The 15853-nt window shown below is 70.9% G+C and carries 14 protein-coding genes and 1 other RNA gene; 10 read left to right on the top strand and 5 right to left on the bottom strand.

The window, feature by feature from the left end; genetic code table 11:
- Positions 1 to 135 precede the first annotated feature (135 nt).
- Positions 136 to 714 carry a dihydrofolate reductase family protein gene (locus tag ACILSK_RS10860; RefSeq protein ID WP_395727178.1) on the top strand — a complete coding sequence of 193 codons (579 nt, stop codon included), beginning with the start codon at positions 136 to 138 and terminating at the stop codon, positions 712 to 714.
- Between the two features lie 15 nt (positions 715 to 729).
- On the opposite strand, the gene ACILSK_RS10865 is transcribed toward ACILSK_RS10860, so the two are convergent.
- A complete protein-coding gene (locus ACILSK_RS10865; RefSeq protein WP_395727179.1) occupies positions 730 to 1971 on the bottom strand; it encodes a CpaF family protein in 1242 nt (413 codons plus the stop codon).
- A gap of 222 nt (positions 1972 to 2193) precedes the next feature.
- On the opposite strand from ACILSK_RS10865, the gene ACILSK_RS10870 reads away from it, so the two are divergent.
- The gene (locus ACILSK_RS10870; RefSeq protein ID WP_395727365.1) at positions 2194 to 4938 is read left to right on the top strand and encodes an aminotransferase class I/II-fold pyridoxal phosphate-dependent enzyme; all 2745 of its coding nucleotides are present in this window, start codon (positions 2194 to 2196) and stop codon (positions 4936 to 4938) included.
- A gap of 68 nt (positions 4939 to 5006) precedes the next feature.
- Positions 5007 to 6005 carry a glutaminase A gene (gene glsA, locus ACILSK_RS10875; protein ID WP_395727366.1) on the top strand — a complete coding sequence of 333 codons (999 nt, stop codon included), beginning with the start codon at positions 5007 to 5009 and terminating at the stop codon, positions 6003 to 6005.
- Between the two features lie 16 nt (positions 6006 to 6021).
- On the opposite strand, the gene ACILSK_RS10880 is transcribed toward glsA, so the two are convergent.
- Positions 6022 to 6573 carry an Lrp/AsnC family transcriptional regulator gene (locus ACILSK_RS10880; protein ID WP_395727180.1) on the bottom strand — a complete coding sequence of 184 codons (552 nt, stop codon included), beginning with the start codon at positions 6571 to 6573 and terminating at the stop codon, positions 6022 to 6024.
- 162 nt (positions 6574 to 6735) lie between these two features.
- Here ACILSK_RS10880 and ACILSK_RS10885 point away from each other — a divergent pair, with 162 nt between their 5' ends.
- Positions 6736 to 8163 (top strand): hypothetical protein, encoded by a 1428-nt coding sequence (locus tag ACILSK_RS10885; RefSeq protein ID WP_395727181.1) that lies wholly within the window; start codon positions 6736 to 6738, stop codon positions 8161 to 8163.
- A 4-nt stretch (positions 8164 to 8167) separates the two neighbouring features.
- A complete protein-coding gene (locus tag ACILSK_RS10890; protein WP_395727182.1) occupies positions 8168 to 9085 on the top strand; it encodes an alpha/beta fold hydrolase in 918 nt (305 codons plus the stop codon).
- 18 nt (positions 9086 to 9103) lie between these two features.
- On the opposite strand, the gene ACILSK_RS10895 is transcribed toward ACILSK_RS10890, so the two are convergent.
- Positions 9104 to 10099 carry a phosphotransferase family protein gene (locus tag ACILSK_RS10895; RefSeq protein WP_395727183.1) on the bottom strand — a complete coding sequence of 332 codons (996 nt, stop codon included), beginning with the start codon at positions 10097 to 10099 and terminating at the stop codon, positions 9104 to 9106.
- An 88-nt stretch (positions 10100 to 10187) separates the two neighbouring features.
- Here ACILSK_RS10895 and ACILSK_RS10900 point away from each other — a divergent pair, with 88 nt between their 5' ends.
- The 5 genes from ACILSK_RS10900 to ssrA all read left to right on the top strand — a co-directional run bounded on the left by ACILSK_RS10900 (position 10188) and on the right by ssrA (position 13777).
- On the top strand, positions 10188 to 10988 hold the full coding sequence (locus ACILSK_RS10900) for an inositol monophosphatase family protein (protein ID WP_395727184.1): 801 nt from the start codon (positions 10188 to 10190) through the stop codon (positions 10986 to 10988).
- A 128-nt stretch (positions 10989 to 11116) separates the two neighbouring features.
- Positions 11117 to 11806: a cell division ATP-binding protein FtsE gene (gene ftsE, locus ACILSK_RS10905; protein WP_395727185.1), complete on the top strand. Its 690-nt coding sequence runs from the start codon at positions 11117 to 11119 to the stop codon at positions 11804 to 11806.
- 50 nt (positions 11807 to 11856) lie between these two features.
- Positions 11857 to 12759 carry a permease-like cell division protein FtsX gene (ftsX, locus tag ACILSK_RS10910; protein WP_395727186.1) on the top strand — a complete coding sequence of 301 codons (903 nt, stop codon included), beginning with the start codon at positions 11857 to 11859 and terminating at the stop codon, positions 12757 to 12759.
- Between the two features lie 52 nt (positions 12760 to 12811).
- Positions 12812 to 13312, top strand: coding sequence for an SsrA-binding protein SmpB (smpB, locus tag ACILSK_RS10915; RefSeq protein ID WP_395727187.1), 501 nt, complete (start codon positions 12812 to 12814; stop codon positions 13310 to 13312).
- Between the two features lie 93 nt (positions 13313 to 13405).
- Positions 13406 to 13777: a transfer-messenger RNA gene (gene ssrA / locus ACILSK_RS10920) on the top strand.
- Positions 13778 to 13856: 79 nt separating this feature from the next.
- On the opposite strand, the gene ACILSK_RS10925 is transcribed toward ssrA, so the two are convergent.
- Both ACILSK_RS10925 and ACILSK_RS10930 read right to left on the bottom strand, forming a co-directional pair.
- Positions 13857 to 14408: a DUF1003 domain-containing protein gene (locus tag ACILSK_RS10925; RefSeq protein ID WP_395727188.1), complete on the bottom strand. Its 552-nt coding sequence runs from the start codon at positions 14406 to 14408 to the stop codon at positions 13857 to 13859.
- Complete coding sequence (locus ACILSK_RS10930; RefSeq protein WP_395727189.1) at positions 14401 to 15696, bottom strand: magnesium transporter MgtE N-terminal domain-containing protein; 1296 nt, start codon at positions 15694 to 15696, stop codon at positions 14401 to 14403. The genes ACILSK_RS10925 and ACILSK_RS10930 overlap by 8 nt, the downstream gene beginning before the upstream one ends.
- Between the last annotated feature and the right edge of the window lie 157 nt (positions 15697 to 15853).

Consider the following 15853-nt stretch of genomic DNA (forward strand, 5'->3'; position numbering starts at 1 on the left):
AGCCGTCGGTGGTCGTCGGTCGGTCGTGAACCGGTGTGGCGCCACTGTAGCCAGGCAGCACGGTCGCCGGCCGGCGACGGTGGCACGGCCGGCCGGATCGCTAGTTTGGGGGCACCCGACGAACAGGAGGCCCGCGTGGGCAAGGTGGTCATGTACGGCTCGGTGTCGGTCGACGGCTTCATCGCGGACGAGAACGACCTACCCGGACCGCTGTTCGACTGGCTCTCCAACGGTGACGTCCCGTTGGACGCCAGTGGTGAACTCATGGTGTCGCAGACGTCCTTCGACCACACCCGGCCGTACTGGGACCGGATCGGAGTCACCATCGCCGGCCGCCACGTCTTCGACCTGACGGATGGCTGGGACGGGACGCCGCCGGCCGGGATCGACCACGTGGTGGTCGTGACGCACCGGCCACCGCCGGCCGGCTGGGACCCCGCGGCGCCGTTCCATTTCGTCGACGGCGTCGCGGCGGCCGTGGCGAAGGCGCACGAGCTGGCGGGCGGCCGCGTGGTCGAGGTCGCCGCCGGGGACGTCGGCGGTCAGGTGCTGGCCGCGGGCCTGGTCGACGAGGTGCGCATGGACGTCGTGCCCGTCGTCCTCGGCTCCGGCAAGCGCTACTTCGGGTCGGTCGACGCGCCGCAGCTGTTGGCGGATCCCGACGTGGTCATCCGGGGCAACCGGGTGCTTCACCTGTGTTACCCGATCCGCTGACCTGGGCCGAGGTCGTCACGCCTGCCGGCCGCCGGACAGCAGACCGACCAGATCGATCCCGTACCGGGCGAACCGGTCGGCGTGCGGCGGGTAGCCCTGCGCGCGGACGAGCCGGCCCTCGCGGCTGGTGAAGATGTCCTCGGTCTCGACCACGCCGCCTTCCACGCGGCCGGGCAGGGCGACGATCTCCCGGATCCGCCGGGACCCGTCCGGTTCGACCCCGATCTGCACCACCAGGTCGATGCACGCGGCCACGGTCGGCAGGACGAACGCATCGGTCACGTTCTCGCCGGCCAGCAACGGCAGGGTGCACAGCTTGACCACCGCCTCCCGCGCCGAGTTGGCGTGCACGCTGCACATGCCGGGCAGCCCGGAGTTCAGCGCGATCAGCAGATCCAGGGACTCCTCCTGCCGGACCTCGCCGACGATCAGCCGGCTCGGCCGCATCCGCAGCGCCTCCTTGACCAGCCGGCGCAACCGGATCTCGCCGTGACCCTCCAGGTTCGGCTGGCGGGTCTGCATGGCCACCACGTCGGGCAGGTTGGGTCGGAGTTCGAACACCTCCTCGCAGGTGATCACCCGCTCGCGCGCCGGGATCGAGTTGATCAGGGTGTTCAGCAACGTGGTCTTGCCCGCCTGGGTGCCGCCGGCCACGATGATGTTCAACCCGGCGGTGACCGCCCCCTCGAGGAACCGCGCCGCGTGCGGGGTGACGGTGCCCAACGCAACGACGTCGTCCAGACCGTTGGCGGCGACGACGAACTTGCGGATGTTCAGGCTCAGGTGCTCCCGGGTGATGTCGGGGATGACCGCGTGCAACCGGCTGCCGTCCGGCAACAGCGCGTCCACGAACGGGGATGACAGATCCAGGCGGCGGCCGGAGGGTTTGAGCATGCGTTCCACCAGATCCCGCACCTCCTGCGCGGACAGCACGACGGTGGTGAGCTCGGACCGGCCGTGCCGGGCGATGAACACCCGGCCGGGTTGGTTGATCCAGATCTCCTCCACGGTCGGGTCGTCCAGGAACTTCTGCAGCGGTCCGAGCCCGGCCAGGGCGTCGAAGACGTGCCGCATCGCGCCGGCCCGGTCCAGCAGCGGTGGCAGCGACGAGACCGGCACCCGTTCCTCGTAGTGCGCGACCACCTCGTCGATGAGCAGCCGGGTGGAACGACGGTCGGTCACCGGGTCGATGCCGCGGCGACGGATCAGCTCGCGGACCTCGTCCTGGATGTGTTCGGTGGCGGTCAGCGCGGCCATGCCGGTGACGGTAGCCGGTCGGCGCCGCGGCGGGTCCGGGTTGTCCACAGGTTGGCCGTTGCGCAATCACCCGGCCGGCTGAGGCCGCGCTGTTGGCGAATCAGCAAGAAATCGGCGCATTATCGCGGCAAACGCAAGATCGGTGGTGTTGTTTGGTGTCAAATGGCACCATTTCGGGCAATCGCCCCCGCATGATCAAGTAGCCCACCATCACAGAGGACACTGCCCGTGCACCGCACCCGTGATCGCCGACTACGCGTGTCGACCCTGGCCGCCATGGTCAACCCGTCGTCCCAGCGCCTGGACGTCTGGCACCTGCTCGACGACGCCACCCAGCAACTGGCGGCGGTCGACCGGGCCGGCTTCGACACCGCCGTCGAGCAGGCGAAGGTCCGCCGGCTGGTGGACCGGCTCGCCGGGTACGAGCGGTTCTGGCTGTTTCCCGGCCCGCGGTGGCTGGACCACCTGCGCGGGCAACTGGCGCTGGGTGACACCGCCGGTCTGGCCGCGCAGACGAACCTGGCCGCCCGGCTGCTCGAGGAGTACGGCGACCGGGCGGCCATGTTCGACCTGGCCACGTCCCTGCCGGAGCAGGAATTGGTCGCCCGGGCGTCGCAGCAGCAGTTCCATACGGTGCTGCTGGCCGACGACTCGCCGGCCACCGACCCGGAGGGCCTGGCCGGGGCGCTGCGGTCGCTGCAGCGCCCCGGCGACGACGTCCAGTACGCGGTCCTGCGGGTGACCAGCGTCGAGGACGCCATCACCGCGGTCGCGCTCAACGGGGAGATCCAGGCGGCGATCATCCGGCACGATCTCGCCCTTCGGTCCACGGACCGGTTGCCGTTGATGAGCCGGCTGCTCGGGGTCGACGGGATCGAGGTGGCCACCGATCGCACCTACGACTGGGTGGAGTGCGGGCAGTGGATCCGTGAGCTCCGACCGACCGTCGACCTGTACCTGCTGACCGACGAGTCGATCGTGGCCGGGGCCGAGGAGGCGCCGGGGCTGTACGACCGCACCTTCTACCGGCTCAACGACGTCACCGATCTGCACTCCACGGTGCTGGCCGGGATCAGGGAACGCTTCCGCACCCCGTTCTTCGACGCGCTGCGGGCGTACGCGGCGTCCCCGGTCGGGCAGTTCCACGCGCTGCCGGTGGCCCGGGGTGCCAGCATCTTCAACTCCCGGTCGCTCAAGGACATGGGGGAGTTCTACGGCCGCAACATCTTCATGGCCGAGACGTCGTCGACCTCCGGCGGGCTGGACTCGCTGCTCGACCCGCGCGGCGCGCTGCGCTCGGCGATGGACAAGGCGGCGATCACCTGGAACAGCGACGCCACCTACTTCGTCACCAACGGCACGTCGACGGCCAACAAGATCGTCGTCCAGTCGCTGACCCGGCCCGGCGACATCGTGCTGATCGATCGCAACTGTCACAAGTCTCACCACTACGGGTTGGTGCTCGCGGGGGCCCAACCGGTCTACCTGGACGCCTACCCGTTGGCCGACTACTCGATCTACGGCGCGGTGCCGCTCGAATCGATCAAGCAGGCCCTGCTGGATCTGGAGGCCGCCGGCCGGCTGGACGCCGTCCGGATGGTGCTGCTCACCAACTGCACGTTCGACGGCGTCGTCTACAACCCGGAACAGGTGATGGCCGAGCTGCTGGCGATCAAGCCCGACCTGTGCTTCCTGTGGGACGAGGCGTGGTTCGCCTTCGCGGTGGCCGTGCCGTGGACGCGGCAGCGGACGGCCATGGTGGCCGCGGAACGCCTGGCGGACCGGCTGGCCGGCCCGGCCTACGCCGCCGAGTACGCCCGGTGGCGGGCGGAGATGGCGACCGTTCCGCGGTCCGACTGGGCCCGGCATCGGCTGCTGCCCGACCCGGCCGCGGCCCGGGTGCGGGTCTACTCGACCCACTCCACCCACAAGTCGCTCTCCGCCCTGCGCCAGGCATCGATGATCCACGTCCGGGACCAGGACTTCGAGCGGCTGAGCCGAGAGGCGTTCGACGAAGCGTTCCTGACCCACACGTCGACATCGCCCAACCAGCAGCTGCTGGCCTCACTCGACCTGGCGCGCCGGCAGGTCGACGTGGAGGGCTTCCAGCTGGTGCGATCGGCCTACAAGATGGCGCTCGCGTTCCGCCAGCGCGTCCGGACCGACCGCACGATCAGCCGGTGGTTCACCATCCTGGAGGAGGCCGACCTGGTGCCCGAGCGGTACCGGGGGTCCGCGTCGGCGACCTGGTCCGGCGGGCAGGTCGAGCGGTGGAACGAGTCCTGGCGCGGCGACGAATTCGTCCTGGACCCCACCCGCGTCACGCTCTACCTGGGCCGGACCGGGATGAACGGCTTCGAGTTCCGCGAGGACGTGCTGATGCGGCGGTTCGGCATCCAGATCAACAAGACCTCCATCAACAGCGTGCTGCTGATCTTCACCATCGGTGTCACCTGGTCCAGCGTGCACTTCCTGCTCGACGCGCTGCGCGCGGTCGCCGTCGATCTGACCGCCCGCCAGGGGCAGGCCGGCCGGGCCGGTCTGGCCCTGCAGGCGGAGAAGGTCAGGTCGCTGACCGAGGGACTTCCCGCGTTGCCCGACTTCAGCGACTTCGATCCGGCCTTCCGGTCCACCCCGACGTCGCCGGACGGCGACATCCGGGCCGCGTTCTACGCCGGTTACGTCGACGAGGACAAGGAATACGTCCGCCTCGACCGGGCGGCGGAGCTGCTGCGCGCCGGCCGCCGGCTGGTCAGCACCACCTTCGTCGTCCCGTACCCACCGGGATTCCCGGTTCTCATTCCCGGGCAACGGGTGTCGCCGGTGATCGTGGACTTCCTGCGTGGCCTGGACGTCAAGGAGATCCACGGCTACCGCGCCGAGCTCGGGCTGTCGGTGTTCACCGTGGACGCGTTGACCCGCTGGGCGCCGCAGGCTCCGTCGGCGGTCGTGGGTGGGCAACCGTGACCGGCGGATCGAACCGCCCCGACGTCCTGCCGAACCGCCCCGACGTCCAGGCGGACCGCCCCGACGTGCTGGACGACTGGCCGGCCCGGCTCGGCATCGGTCGGCACGTCTCCACCGGGCACCTGCCGCCGCGGCACCGGGTGTCCGAACTCGTCGCGCAGGCCCACGAGCGGTACCGGACGAACGCCGACGGGGCGAATTCGACGGTGTACCCGGCGCTGGCCGACGCCGACCCGGACCTGTTCGGCATCTGCCTGGCCCAGGCCGACGGCCGGCTGCACCTGGCCGGGGACGTCGAGGCCCCGTTCACCATCATGAGCGTGGCCAAGCCCTTCGTGTTCGCGCTGGTCTGCGAGGCGATCGGGCCGGCGGCCAGCCGGCGGCTGCTCGGCGTGAATGCGACCGGACGGCCCTTCAACTCGCTGGGCGCGGTGGAGTACGGGGGCACCGGGCTGACCAATCCGATGGTCAACTCCGGCGCGATGGCTGCGGCCGGCCTGCTGCCGGGGGACACGATCGAGCAGAAGTGGGCGATGCTGCAGGCCGGCCTGGGACGGTTCGCCGGACGGCCGCTCGAGCTGGACGAGGGGGTGCTGGCTTCCGCCACCGCCACCAATCACCGCAACCGATCCCTGGCCTGGCTGCTGCACAGCGTCGGCCGGCTCTACGGCGAGCCGAGCGCCGTGCTCGACCTGTACACCCGGCAGAGCTGCCTTCGGGTGACCGTCCGCGACCTGGCGGTGATGGGCGCGACCCTGGGTAACGGCGGCGTCAATCCGATCACCCGGCATCGGGTGGTCAGCGCGGAGGCATGCCGCTACACACTCGCCGTGATGACCGTCGCCGGACTGTACGAGACCTCCGGTGACTGGCTCTACACCGTTGGGCTGCCGGCGAAGAGCGGAATCGGCGGCGGGATCGTCACGTCCTTTCCCGGCAAGGGCGGGCTGGCGACCTACGCCCCGCGCCTGGACGGCTACGGCAACAGCGTCAAGGGCCAGCTCGCGGCCGCGTTCCTGTCCGCGCAACTGGCGCTGAACCTCTTCGACTCGCGGGCGGGTGGCTGAGGAAAGGTCCGACCGGTCAGCTCGGCCGGCCCCCGTTCCGGGTGAGTCCGGGGCCCCCGCCGAGCACCCCCGGTCCCTGCCGGACCGAGAACACCAGCAGGGTTTCGGTCTGCCGCACGATCCGGTGGGACGAGATCCGCTGGACGACGAAGTCGCGAAGGGCTTCGGAGTCGCGCATGACCACCTGAACGTGGAAATCGTCGGCCCCGGCCAGGTGCAGCACCTGGGTCACCCCTGGCGCCGACGCCATCGAGGCATACAACTGGTCGACGTCGGCCTGGCTGTGATTGCCCAGCCGGACCTTGACAACGGCGTGCAGCGGGTAACCGAGGCGCTTGAGATCGACCTCGAGCCGCGTCCCCAGGATCACGCCGGCCGCCCGGAGCGCACGGAGCCGGTAGGCGCAGGTCGATTCCGCCAGACCGAGGCGGCGGGCCACGGCCTTGATGGTCGACCCGGCATCGGCGGCGAGCGCCGCCAGCAGGTCCAGGTCGACTGCGTCCAGGGCCGGCGGGGCGGCACCGGCCCCGCCGTGGTGGCCGCGGTCGGACCGCCCGGCATCGGCCACGGGGTACCTCCTCCGGTCGTCGTCCGACGGTAGCCGGTCGGACCGTCGCGCGAGGTGCCCGGCCGGCTGGGGCCGGCGGAAGGCGCGTCGCGGCGCACCGGTGGACCGTCCCGTGCCAGAGTGCACGGATGACCATCGACGGCGCCCCGGGCTGACCGTCCGGTGCGGGCTCACCAGCGGGCCGCCCGGGCGGTCCGGGACGTCCAGGTCTCCTATGTTCGATGGCAGGCCCGTGGGCTGCCCCGCCGGCGCACCCGCTGGGTGGTGCTGCGCCGGAGCTCGCTGGTGATGCTGCTGGCCATCCTGACCGTGGTGACCGTGGCCCGGTCGTCGGGGTCGACCTGCGACCTGCCGGTGGACCTGGAGTTCGATGCCGGCCCGGACGATCCCGGCGTCTCCGCCGGCGCCGCGGTCGCGGCCGTCGGGCTCTGGTTGGCCGCCCTGGTCGGGGCGGTCGTCGCGATCCGCCGGGTGCTGGTGATCGGCCGGCGCCGGTCGATGTGGATGTACCCGAACTGGCAGCGCCGGATCCAGGGCGCCGCGGCCACCGCGGTGGGCCGGTGGCTGCTCGCCGGCAGCACCGTTGCCGTGCTCTGGCTGCTGGCCGCCGGGATCTGCGCGGTCCCGGAGTGGCTGACCGTGGCGCTCGGCCTGGCGTTTTTCCTCGGGCTGCTGTTGGAGGTGTTCGGCGCCGCGGTGTCCACCGAGGCCGGCTGGGTCGGGTTCGCGTTGGTCGTGGTGATCGACCTGCTCAGCGTCTGCCTGGCGCTGGGCTACGCCCTGGTCGATGCCGAGCATGCCCCGTTCGCGCTGGTCGGCGCGGTGGCCTTCACCATCCACGCCGGCTGCACCGCGGTGGCCTGCCGCTGGTCGTTCGTGGTCGGCACGATGCCCGGGTCCCGCGCCGACGACCGGGCCAAGGCGGGGGAGACCGGGCGGTCGTTGTGCGCGCTGTGGGTGCTGCTGCTGATCGCCTACCTGGTGATCATCCTCGACGAGACGCTGCTCGACCGGGCCGTCTCGCTGCTGACCAGCCCGATCGTCGTCGCGCTGACCCTGGGCGCGCTGGCCGTCACCCTGGGCAGCGGCCACACCAAGTACGTGGAGGCTCGGGAAGCGGCCCGCCGCCGGGTCCGCGACCGGCGGTCGGCCCGGACCACCACCTTCGACCGGCGGGACGATCTGGTCCCGCGGATCGCGGCGCGGATGATCGCCGCCGGTGGCCCGCTGCCGACCGCGGAGATCGCCGCCGGGGTGAACCGGATGTCCGCCCTCGGGGTGAACGAGCGCCGGCTGCGACGCGAACTCGGCGGGTCGGCCCTGCTGACCCGGACCGACGCCGACACCTGGGCACTGGCCGACGGCGTCGACCCGCGCCGGCTCGGCTGGGTGACCGACCGGGCGCTGCAGCGGTTGGTCGGCGACGCCCGGCTGACCGGCGCGGAGCTGGACGTGCGGCTGGATGCCGCCGGCTACCGGGGGTTGGCCGTCAGCGGTTACCTGCGGCCGACCCACCCGCTGGTCCGCTCGCACGGCCACGGGCCGAGGCGACGCTGGTCGGTGCTGACCGGTGGCCGGTTGCTTCAATAGGGGCGTGGATGATGTCCGAACCGCCGCGGCCAACGGGCTGACCCTGGCGTACCAGTCGTTCGGTGATCCGCACGCCGTCCCGATCCTGCTGGTGATGGGCCTGGGCACGCAGATGCTCGGCTGGCCCGCGGAGTTCTGCCAGCTGCTGGCGGACGCGGGTCACCGCGTCACCCGGTTCGACAACCGGGACGTGGGGCTGTCCACTCACCTGGACGACCTGCCCCGCGGCCAGCCGGTCGCCGCGTTCTTCGGGCGCACCCCGCCATACCTGCTCGCGGACATGGCCCAGGACACCGCCGAGCTGATCTCCGCGCTCGGCCACGACAGCATGCATGTGGTCGGCATCTCGATGGGCGGCTGCATCAGCCAGGTCCTGACGTTGGAGTACCCCACCCGGGTGCGCAGCCTGACCTCGATGTCCTCGACCACCGGCAGCCGTCGGGTGGGCCGGCCCCGCCTGGACATCGCCCGGCGGATGGTCACCCAGAAGCCCGCGCGGACCAAGGAGGAGGCGATCGAGAGCGGCCTGGCGAACTGGCGGCAGACCGGTTCGCCCGGCTACCCGTTCGACGAGGATCGGCAGCGTCGGCGGGTCAGCGAGTCCTGGGACCGCCGGTACGACCCGGCCGGCAACGCCCGGCAGTTCGCCGCCCTGCTCGCCGCTCCCGATCGCACGGTAGCGCTCGCCGCGGTCGACGTGCCGACCCTGGTGCTGCACGGCGAGGCGGACCCGCTCATCGGCGTGACGGGCGGCCGGGCCACCGCCCGGGCGATTCCGGACGCCCGGCTGGTCACCTACCCGGGCATGGGTCACGACCTGCCGGAGGCCTTGTGGCCCGCGTTCGTCGCCGAGATCGGGCGCACGGTGGTGCAAGCCGAGACGATCCGGTTCGATGGGCGGACTGCACCGCCGGCGGGATGACCCGCCGATCGGGACCCATCACCCGAGGTAGCGCGCGCCTTCCGTCGCCCGGTCCGCCCACCAGGCCAATTCGTCGTCGTACCCGCCGAACGCCTTCTCCCAGCCGAACTGCACCAGAGCGCCGAGCAGGGCCAGACCGAGCTGCCGATCCCACCAGCCGCCGGTGTCCACCCCCGCCGCTTCCAGTGCGGCCCGGTAGTCGGCGATGGCGGCCTCCTTGCTCTGCGGCAGTCGCCGGCAGTTGATGGCCAGGTACCACGCCAGGTCGCCACACGGGGCACCGATGCCGGGCAGCTCCCAGTCGATCAGCACCGTTCGTCCGCGGTCGTCCAGCCCGAGGTTGTCCAACTTCCAGTTCCCGTGCACGAACGATTGCGGGGTGCCGCCGAGCGCCTGGACCAGCGGGCCGGGATCCAGCGCGAGCGGACCGACGATCGCCGCCGCGCGCGGTGCCACCTGCGGCAACAGTTGCCAGCCCCGGTCGAGCAGGGGCGGCACGACGTGGTCGGACCCGATCGCCGCCTCCGTCCATGCGGTCCATGGCGACAGCTCCAGGTACCGGTGCATCTCGGGGACCACGTCGAACTCGGCCCCCGGCTCCCACAACGTGGCGTGCATGGTCGCCAGGTGGGCCAACTGGAGTTGATGGACCGACAACGGGATGCTCTCGTCGACCGGCGGGATCAGCCAACGGGCCACGTCGTGCATCAGGATGGCCGTCCGCCGGTGCGACCCGTGACCCTCGTCGGCCACGGCGATGATCGGCTGGTTGATGCAGTCGGGCAGCCGATCCAGGATTCCCCGCTGCCACAGGGGCACGATCGGCCCGCCCAGGACGCCCGACGCGTGCTGGGTCCAGTCCCGGCCGGCGTCGATGAACTTCACCACGTAGGAGTGGCCGTCCCGGCGCCCGCGACGCAGGCGGGCACCCGACTTTCCGGGCGCGTCCGGCATCGGCTCGAGATCGTCCAGTCCGGCAAGCAGATCCCTGATTCGCGGCAGGACGGCGGGCATGGCGGCCTCCGCGTGATAAACCGGACGAATCGTGCATATCAAGGGTATCCCTGCTCGCGCCGGTCGGCCGGGTTCCTACAGTGACACCGTGCCCGGCTATCACCACGACCTCGCGCTCGCCCTGCAGTTGGCCGACATCGCCGACGCCATCGCCCTGCCCCGGTTCGGCGCCGCGGACCTTCAGGTGACCGCCAAACCCGACCTGACGCCCGTGTCCGACGCCGATCTCGCGGTCGAATCCGCCATCCGCTCGCGCCTGGCGGTGGACCGGCCGGACGATCAGGTCGTCGGGGAGGAGTTCGGTGGGTCGGCGGCCCAGGTCCAGGGCCGGCGGTGGATCGTCGACCCCATCGACGGCACCAAGAACTTCGTCCGCGGCGTACCGATCTGGGCCACGCTGATCGCCCTGATCGACGGGCCGCCCGGCGCCGACCCGGTCGTGGGTGTGGTGTCGGCGCCCGCGCTGGCCCGGCGGTGGTGGGCGGCGTCCGGAACCGGCGCCTTCACCCGGTTCGCCGGCGGACCGGAGCGCCGCTGCCGGGTGTCGGGGGTGCGGTCGCCCGCCCATGCGTCCCTGTCCTACTCGGAACCGGCCGAGTGGCGGTCGGCCGGCCGGACCCGGCAGTTCCAGGCCCTGCTCGACGCCTGCTGGCGCACCCGCGCCTACGGAGACTTCTACTCGTACATGCTCCTGGCCGAGGGGGCGGTGGACATCGCCGCCGAGCCCGAGTTGAGCCTGTGGGACGTCGCCGCCCTGGTGCCGATCGTGATCGAGGCGGGCGGCCGATTCACGGCGATCGACGGTCAGCCATCCGGCGGCACGACGGTCAGCGCGCTGGCTACGAACGGCCTCCTGCATCAGGACATCATGGCGCTGCTGAACGGGTGATCAACCCCCGTCGGAGCGTTCTCATCCGGGAAGAATCCTCGTATCGGTGAGGTCGACCGGCTCTTCGCTGTGGTGTTTCGGCTCGCAATCACGGGTCGATAACTCTTTTGCCTTTACACTCCGGCGTTGTGATTCACGCGTCAAAGGTCAGCAAGCAATACAAGACATCCACCCGGCCCGCCCTCGACGACGTCAGCATCGAGGTCGACAAGGGTGAGTTCGTCTTCGTCATCGGCCCGTCCGGGTCCGGTAAGTCGACCCTGCTTCGCCTGCTCATCAGGGAGGACGTGCCGACCGGGGGCGAGCTGGAGGTCAACGGCGAGGACCTGGTGCACATGCGGCGGGGCCGGGTCGCCGCGCACCGGCGCCGGCTGGGCTGTGTCTTCCAGGACTTTCGTCTGCTCACCAACCGCACCGTGGCGCAGAACGTCGGATTCGCCCTCGAGGTGATCGGCCGGTCGAAGGCATCGATCAAGCAGACCGTGCCCGAGGTGCTCGAGATGGTCGGGTTGGAGGGGAAGGCGAACCGGCTGCCGCACGAGCTGTCCGGTGGCGAGCAGCAACGGGTTGCCATCGCCCGGGCATTCGCCAACCGGCCGATCCTGCTGCTCGCGGACGAGCCCACCGGCAACCTCGACCCCGACACCAGCGCCGACATCATGCTGCTGCTGGAGCGGATCAACCGGACCGGCACCACCGTGCTGATGGCCACCCACGACAACACCATCGTGGACTCCATGCGCCGACGGGTCATCGAACTGCAGCTGGGCAAGGTCGTGCGGGACGAGGCCCGCGGCGTCTACGGCGTCGGCCGCTAGACAAGTCGTACCGCCAGCCTGCCCACCGCGCAGTCAACGAGAGGAACCCAGTGCGCGCCGGATTTGTCGTCAGCGAAGTCCTGACCGGATTTCGCCGAAATATCACCATGACCATCGCGATGATTCTCACCACCGCGATCTCGCTCGGCCTGCTCGGCGGCGGGCTCATCATCGCCCGGATGACCGACCAGATGCGCGACATCTACGGCGACAAGGTCGAGGTCACCATCTACCTGAGCCCGGACGTCTCCGCGCAGGACCCCGACTGCCGCCAGTCGCCCTGCCAGGACATCAGTCAGGCGCTGCAGGCCAACGGTGACGTCGAGACCGTCGACTTCGAGAGCCAGGCCGCCGCGTACGAGCGCTACAAGCAGCAGTTCGCCGGGCAGCCCGAGCTGCTGGAGATCGGCTCACCGGAGGCCCTGTCCGCGTCTTTTCATGTGAAGCTCTACGACCCGCAGCGGTACCGGGTGATCTCCGAGCAGTTCTCCGGCAAGCCCGGGGTGCAGTCGGTGGCCGACCAGAGCGCGTTCCTGGACCGGCTGTTCAGCCTGCTCAACGGCATCCGCAACGCGACCATCATCGTGGCGCTCATCCAGGCGTTGGCGGCGCTGCTGCTGATCTCGAACATGGTCCAGGTGGCCGCCTACACCCGGCGGGCGGAGACCTCGATCATGCGACTGGTGGGCGCCTCCCGGTGGCGTACGCAGTTGCCGTTCATGCTCGAGGCGGTGATCGCCGGCCTGGTCGGCGCGGCGTTGGCCATCGGTGGGCTGGTCGCCGCCAAGTTCCTGTTCGTCGACCAGGCTCTCGGCCCGGTGATCAGGTCGGGCATCCTGCCGGAGATCGACGCGGCGACCCTGGTCTGGGTGTCCCCGATCCTGCTGGCCGCCGGCGGCGGTCTGGCGGCGATATCGGCCTACGTCACGCTCCGGCTCTACGTGCGCTTGTGACGTCGAAATGCGGTGAAGTCCGTCCGGAGGACTGACTACTGTTGACGGCGCCATGAACAAGATCGCCAAGTCCCAGAGCAGCAACCGGCCGACCGGCCGGCAGATCATCGCGTCCAACCGCAAGGCCCGGCACGACTACGAGATCCTGGACACCTATGAGGCCGGGATCGCGCTCACCGGCACCGAGGTGAAGTCCTGCCGGGCCGGACGGGCCACGCTGGTCGACGGGTACGCGACGATCAGCGAGGACGAGGTGTGGCTGCGCGGGGTGCACATCGCCGAGTACGCCGAAGGCACCTGGACCAACCACGCGCCGCGGCGGGCCCGCAAGCTGCTGCTGCACCGCGCGGAGATCCTCCGGCTCGCCGGCAAGATGCGCGAGAGCGGAACCGCGCTGATTCCGCTGTCGCTGTACTTCAGCAACGGGCGCGTCAAGGTCGAGCTCGGCCTGGCCCGCGGCAAGCGCGAATACGACAAGCGCCAGACCATCGCCAAGCGGGACGCCGACCGGGAACTCGAGCGGTACGCCGGCCGGCGGGCCAAGGGTCACTGACGACGTCCCCGACGACGGCCCGGCGGCCCCGCAATCCCGTCCCGCTCCGCCGCGCCATGCCGTAGACTGGAGGAGCTGTAACCCCAGCGACTCGGGGGTGATCGGATTCGACAGCGTGCGTCAAGTGAGGTGAAGCGGGCCGAGGAAGGCAACGATGATCTCGTTAACCATCCGTTGCAAAAAAATCAAGTGCCAACTCTAAGCGCACTGACTTCGCCCTCGCCGCCTGAGCGAGTAAGAAGTCCGTCAGACCGGGGATCCTCCGACCCGGACCCTGACGTCAGCTAGGGGGATCACCGAGAGGTCCGGTCGCGGGACCTCGAGGGACATCAAACAGCGACTGGGCCCGTCACACCGGGGTGTCCGTGACAGCGGTGGGGCCGAGTAGAGATCTAACGGACTGCGCCCGGAGAAGCCCTCGCAAGGCCGCGGTGGACGCGGGTTCAATTCCCGCCACCTCCACTGGAGTGATGAATGCCCAGGTCCTCGGACCTGGGCATTCATCGTTTCGGCGGCTGCTCACCGGGTCCGACCCGCGCCGGGGTCAGTCGGACGGCGACGGCTTGGGCCGGGACTTGCGCTTGTCCGACCGCTTGGCCGGCTTGTCCCGCGTCGACTCCCCTCCGTCGGGCTGCTCCAGGTCCTCCCGCAGCCGTTCGAGCTCGCCGCGCAGGTAGTCGCGGGTGGCGACCTCGCCGATGGCGACCCGCAGCGCGGCCAGCTCACGCGCGATGAACTCGGTGTCGGCCTTGGTCTGCGCCGCCCGCGTCCGGTCCTCCTCCAGCGTGATGCGGTCCCGGTCGTCCTGCCGGTTCTGCGCCAGCAGGATCAGCGGCGCCGCGTATGCGGCCTGCGTGGAGAAGGCCAGGTTGAGCAGGATGAACGGGTAGGGGTCCCACTGGTAGCTGACCGCGAACAGGTTCAGCGAGATCCAGATGATCACCACCAGGGTCTGCCAGAACAGGAACGTGCCGGTGCCCAGGAATCGGGCCAGCCGTTCGGAGAGCCGGCCGAAGGTCTCCGGGTCGATCTCCATGGCGAACCGGCGCCCGCTGCGCGGCTGGTCCAGCCGCCGACGGGGCGGGGACTCAGCCATGCGTCACCCCCCGGGCGGCCGGCGCGGGTTCGTCCTCGTCCAGCCCCTCGTCCCGCCAGTTGTCCGGCAGCAGGTGGTCCAGCACGTCGTCGACGGTGACCGCCCCCAGCAGGTGGTCCTCGTCGTCGACGACGGGCGCGCAGACCAGGTTGTACGAGGCGAAGAACCGGGTGACGTCGGCCAGCGAGGCGTCGGGCGACAGCCGGGCCATCTCGGTGTCCAGCGCGCCGGCGACCAGCTCGAACGGGGGCTCGCGGAGCAGTCGTTGGGTGTGCACGCAGCCCAGGTACCGGCCGGTGGGGGTGGCCTGCGGCGGCCGGCAGACGAACACCATCGACGACAGCGCCGGGGTCAGGTCGGGGGAGCGGACCCGGGCCAGGGCCTCGGCGATCGTGGCGTCCGGGGTGAGCACCACCGGCTCGGGGGTCATCAGGCCGCCGGCCGATTCGGACGAGTACTGCAGCAGCCGCCGCACCGGCGCCGACTCTTCCGGTTCCATCAGGCCGAGCAGCCGTTCCTGAACCCCGGCGGGCAGTTCGGAGAGCAGGTCGGCCGCGTCGTCCGGGTCCATGGCCTCCAGGATGTCCGCCGCCCGGGCCTCGTCCAGATGGGCCAGGATCTCCTGCTGATCGTCCTCGCCGAGTTCCTGCAGGATGTCGGCCAACCGGTCGTCGTCCATCGTGTCGGCGACCTCGTACCGCAGCGCCGGCTCCAGTTCCCGCAGGATTGCGGCCGCGTCCGCCGCCCGCAGCCCTTCCATCTGGGCCAGCACCTGCTGGGACCCGCGGATCGGCTGACCGGTCAGCTCGGCCGGGCCAAGCCCCCGGACGTCCTGCCAGCTCACGACCTGGATCGGCGCCCGCCGGACGAGCCGGCGCGTCTTCTCCCGCACCGCGACGCGGGCCACCACCCAGTCCCGGCTGCGGGTGCGCTCCATCGCCGCGTCCACCACGACCGCCGACGTGGCCCGGGCGGCCAGATGCACCGACACGCCCAACAACTGGCCGATCAACCGCAGCTCCATCGGCCGCTGCTCGAACCGGCGCATGCTGACCGAGCCGGTGGACAGGGCGATTGCGTGCGACTCCAGGCTGCCGACCCGCAACATCGGCACGAAGATCGGTCGACGGGTGAGCAGCTCGACCACCAGCCCGAGCACCCGGGGCGGCTTGCGGTCCACCCGCAGCGCGACCACGATGTCCCGCACCTTGCCGATCGATTCGCCGCCCGGGCCGAATACCGGCAGCCCGGCCAGCTGGGCGACGAAGACCTTCGCGGTGGGAGCCACGGGACCAGGTTAGGGGCCGCGCATCGGCCGGCCCGCGCAACCCCGGGCCCGCGCAAACCCGGGCCGGACATTCCCAGGGTGTTCACACGGCGGGCCAACGGTGGCCCAACAGCTGCGCTGCGTAGGGTTGCGGGTTGCCGAGCGCCCTCGGCGCCCG

The sequence above is a fragment of the Nakamurella sp. genome (assembly GCF_044224575.1).
Classification (GTDB): domain Bacteria; phylum Actinomycetota; class Actinomycetes; order Mycobacteriales; family Nakamurellaceae; genus Nakamurella.

Bases quoted from the DNA above. Each gene is read 5' to 3' on its own strand.
- smpB (WP_395727187.1), top strand. From the start codon at position 12,812: ATGAACAAGATCGCCAAGTCCCAGAGCAGCAACCGGCCGACCGGCCGG.
- ACILSK_RS10895 (WP_395727183.1), bottom strand. From the start codon at position 10,099: ATGCCCGCCGTCCTGCCGCGAATCAGGGATCTGCTTGCCGGACTGGAC.
- ACILSK_RS10865 (WP_395727179.1), bottom strand. From the start codon at position 1,971: ATGGCCGCGCTGACCGCCACCGAACACATCCAGGACGAGGTCCGCGAG.
- ACILSK_RS10925 (WP_395727188.1), bottom strand. From the start codon at position 14,408: ATGGCTGAGTCCCCGCCCCGTCGGCGGCTGGACCAGCCGCGCAGCGGG.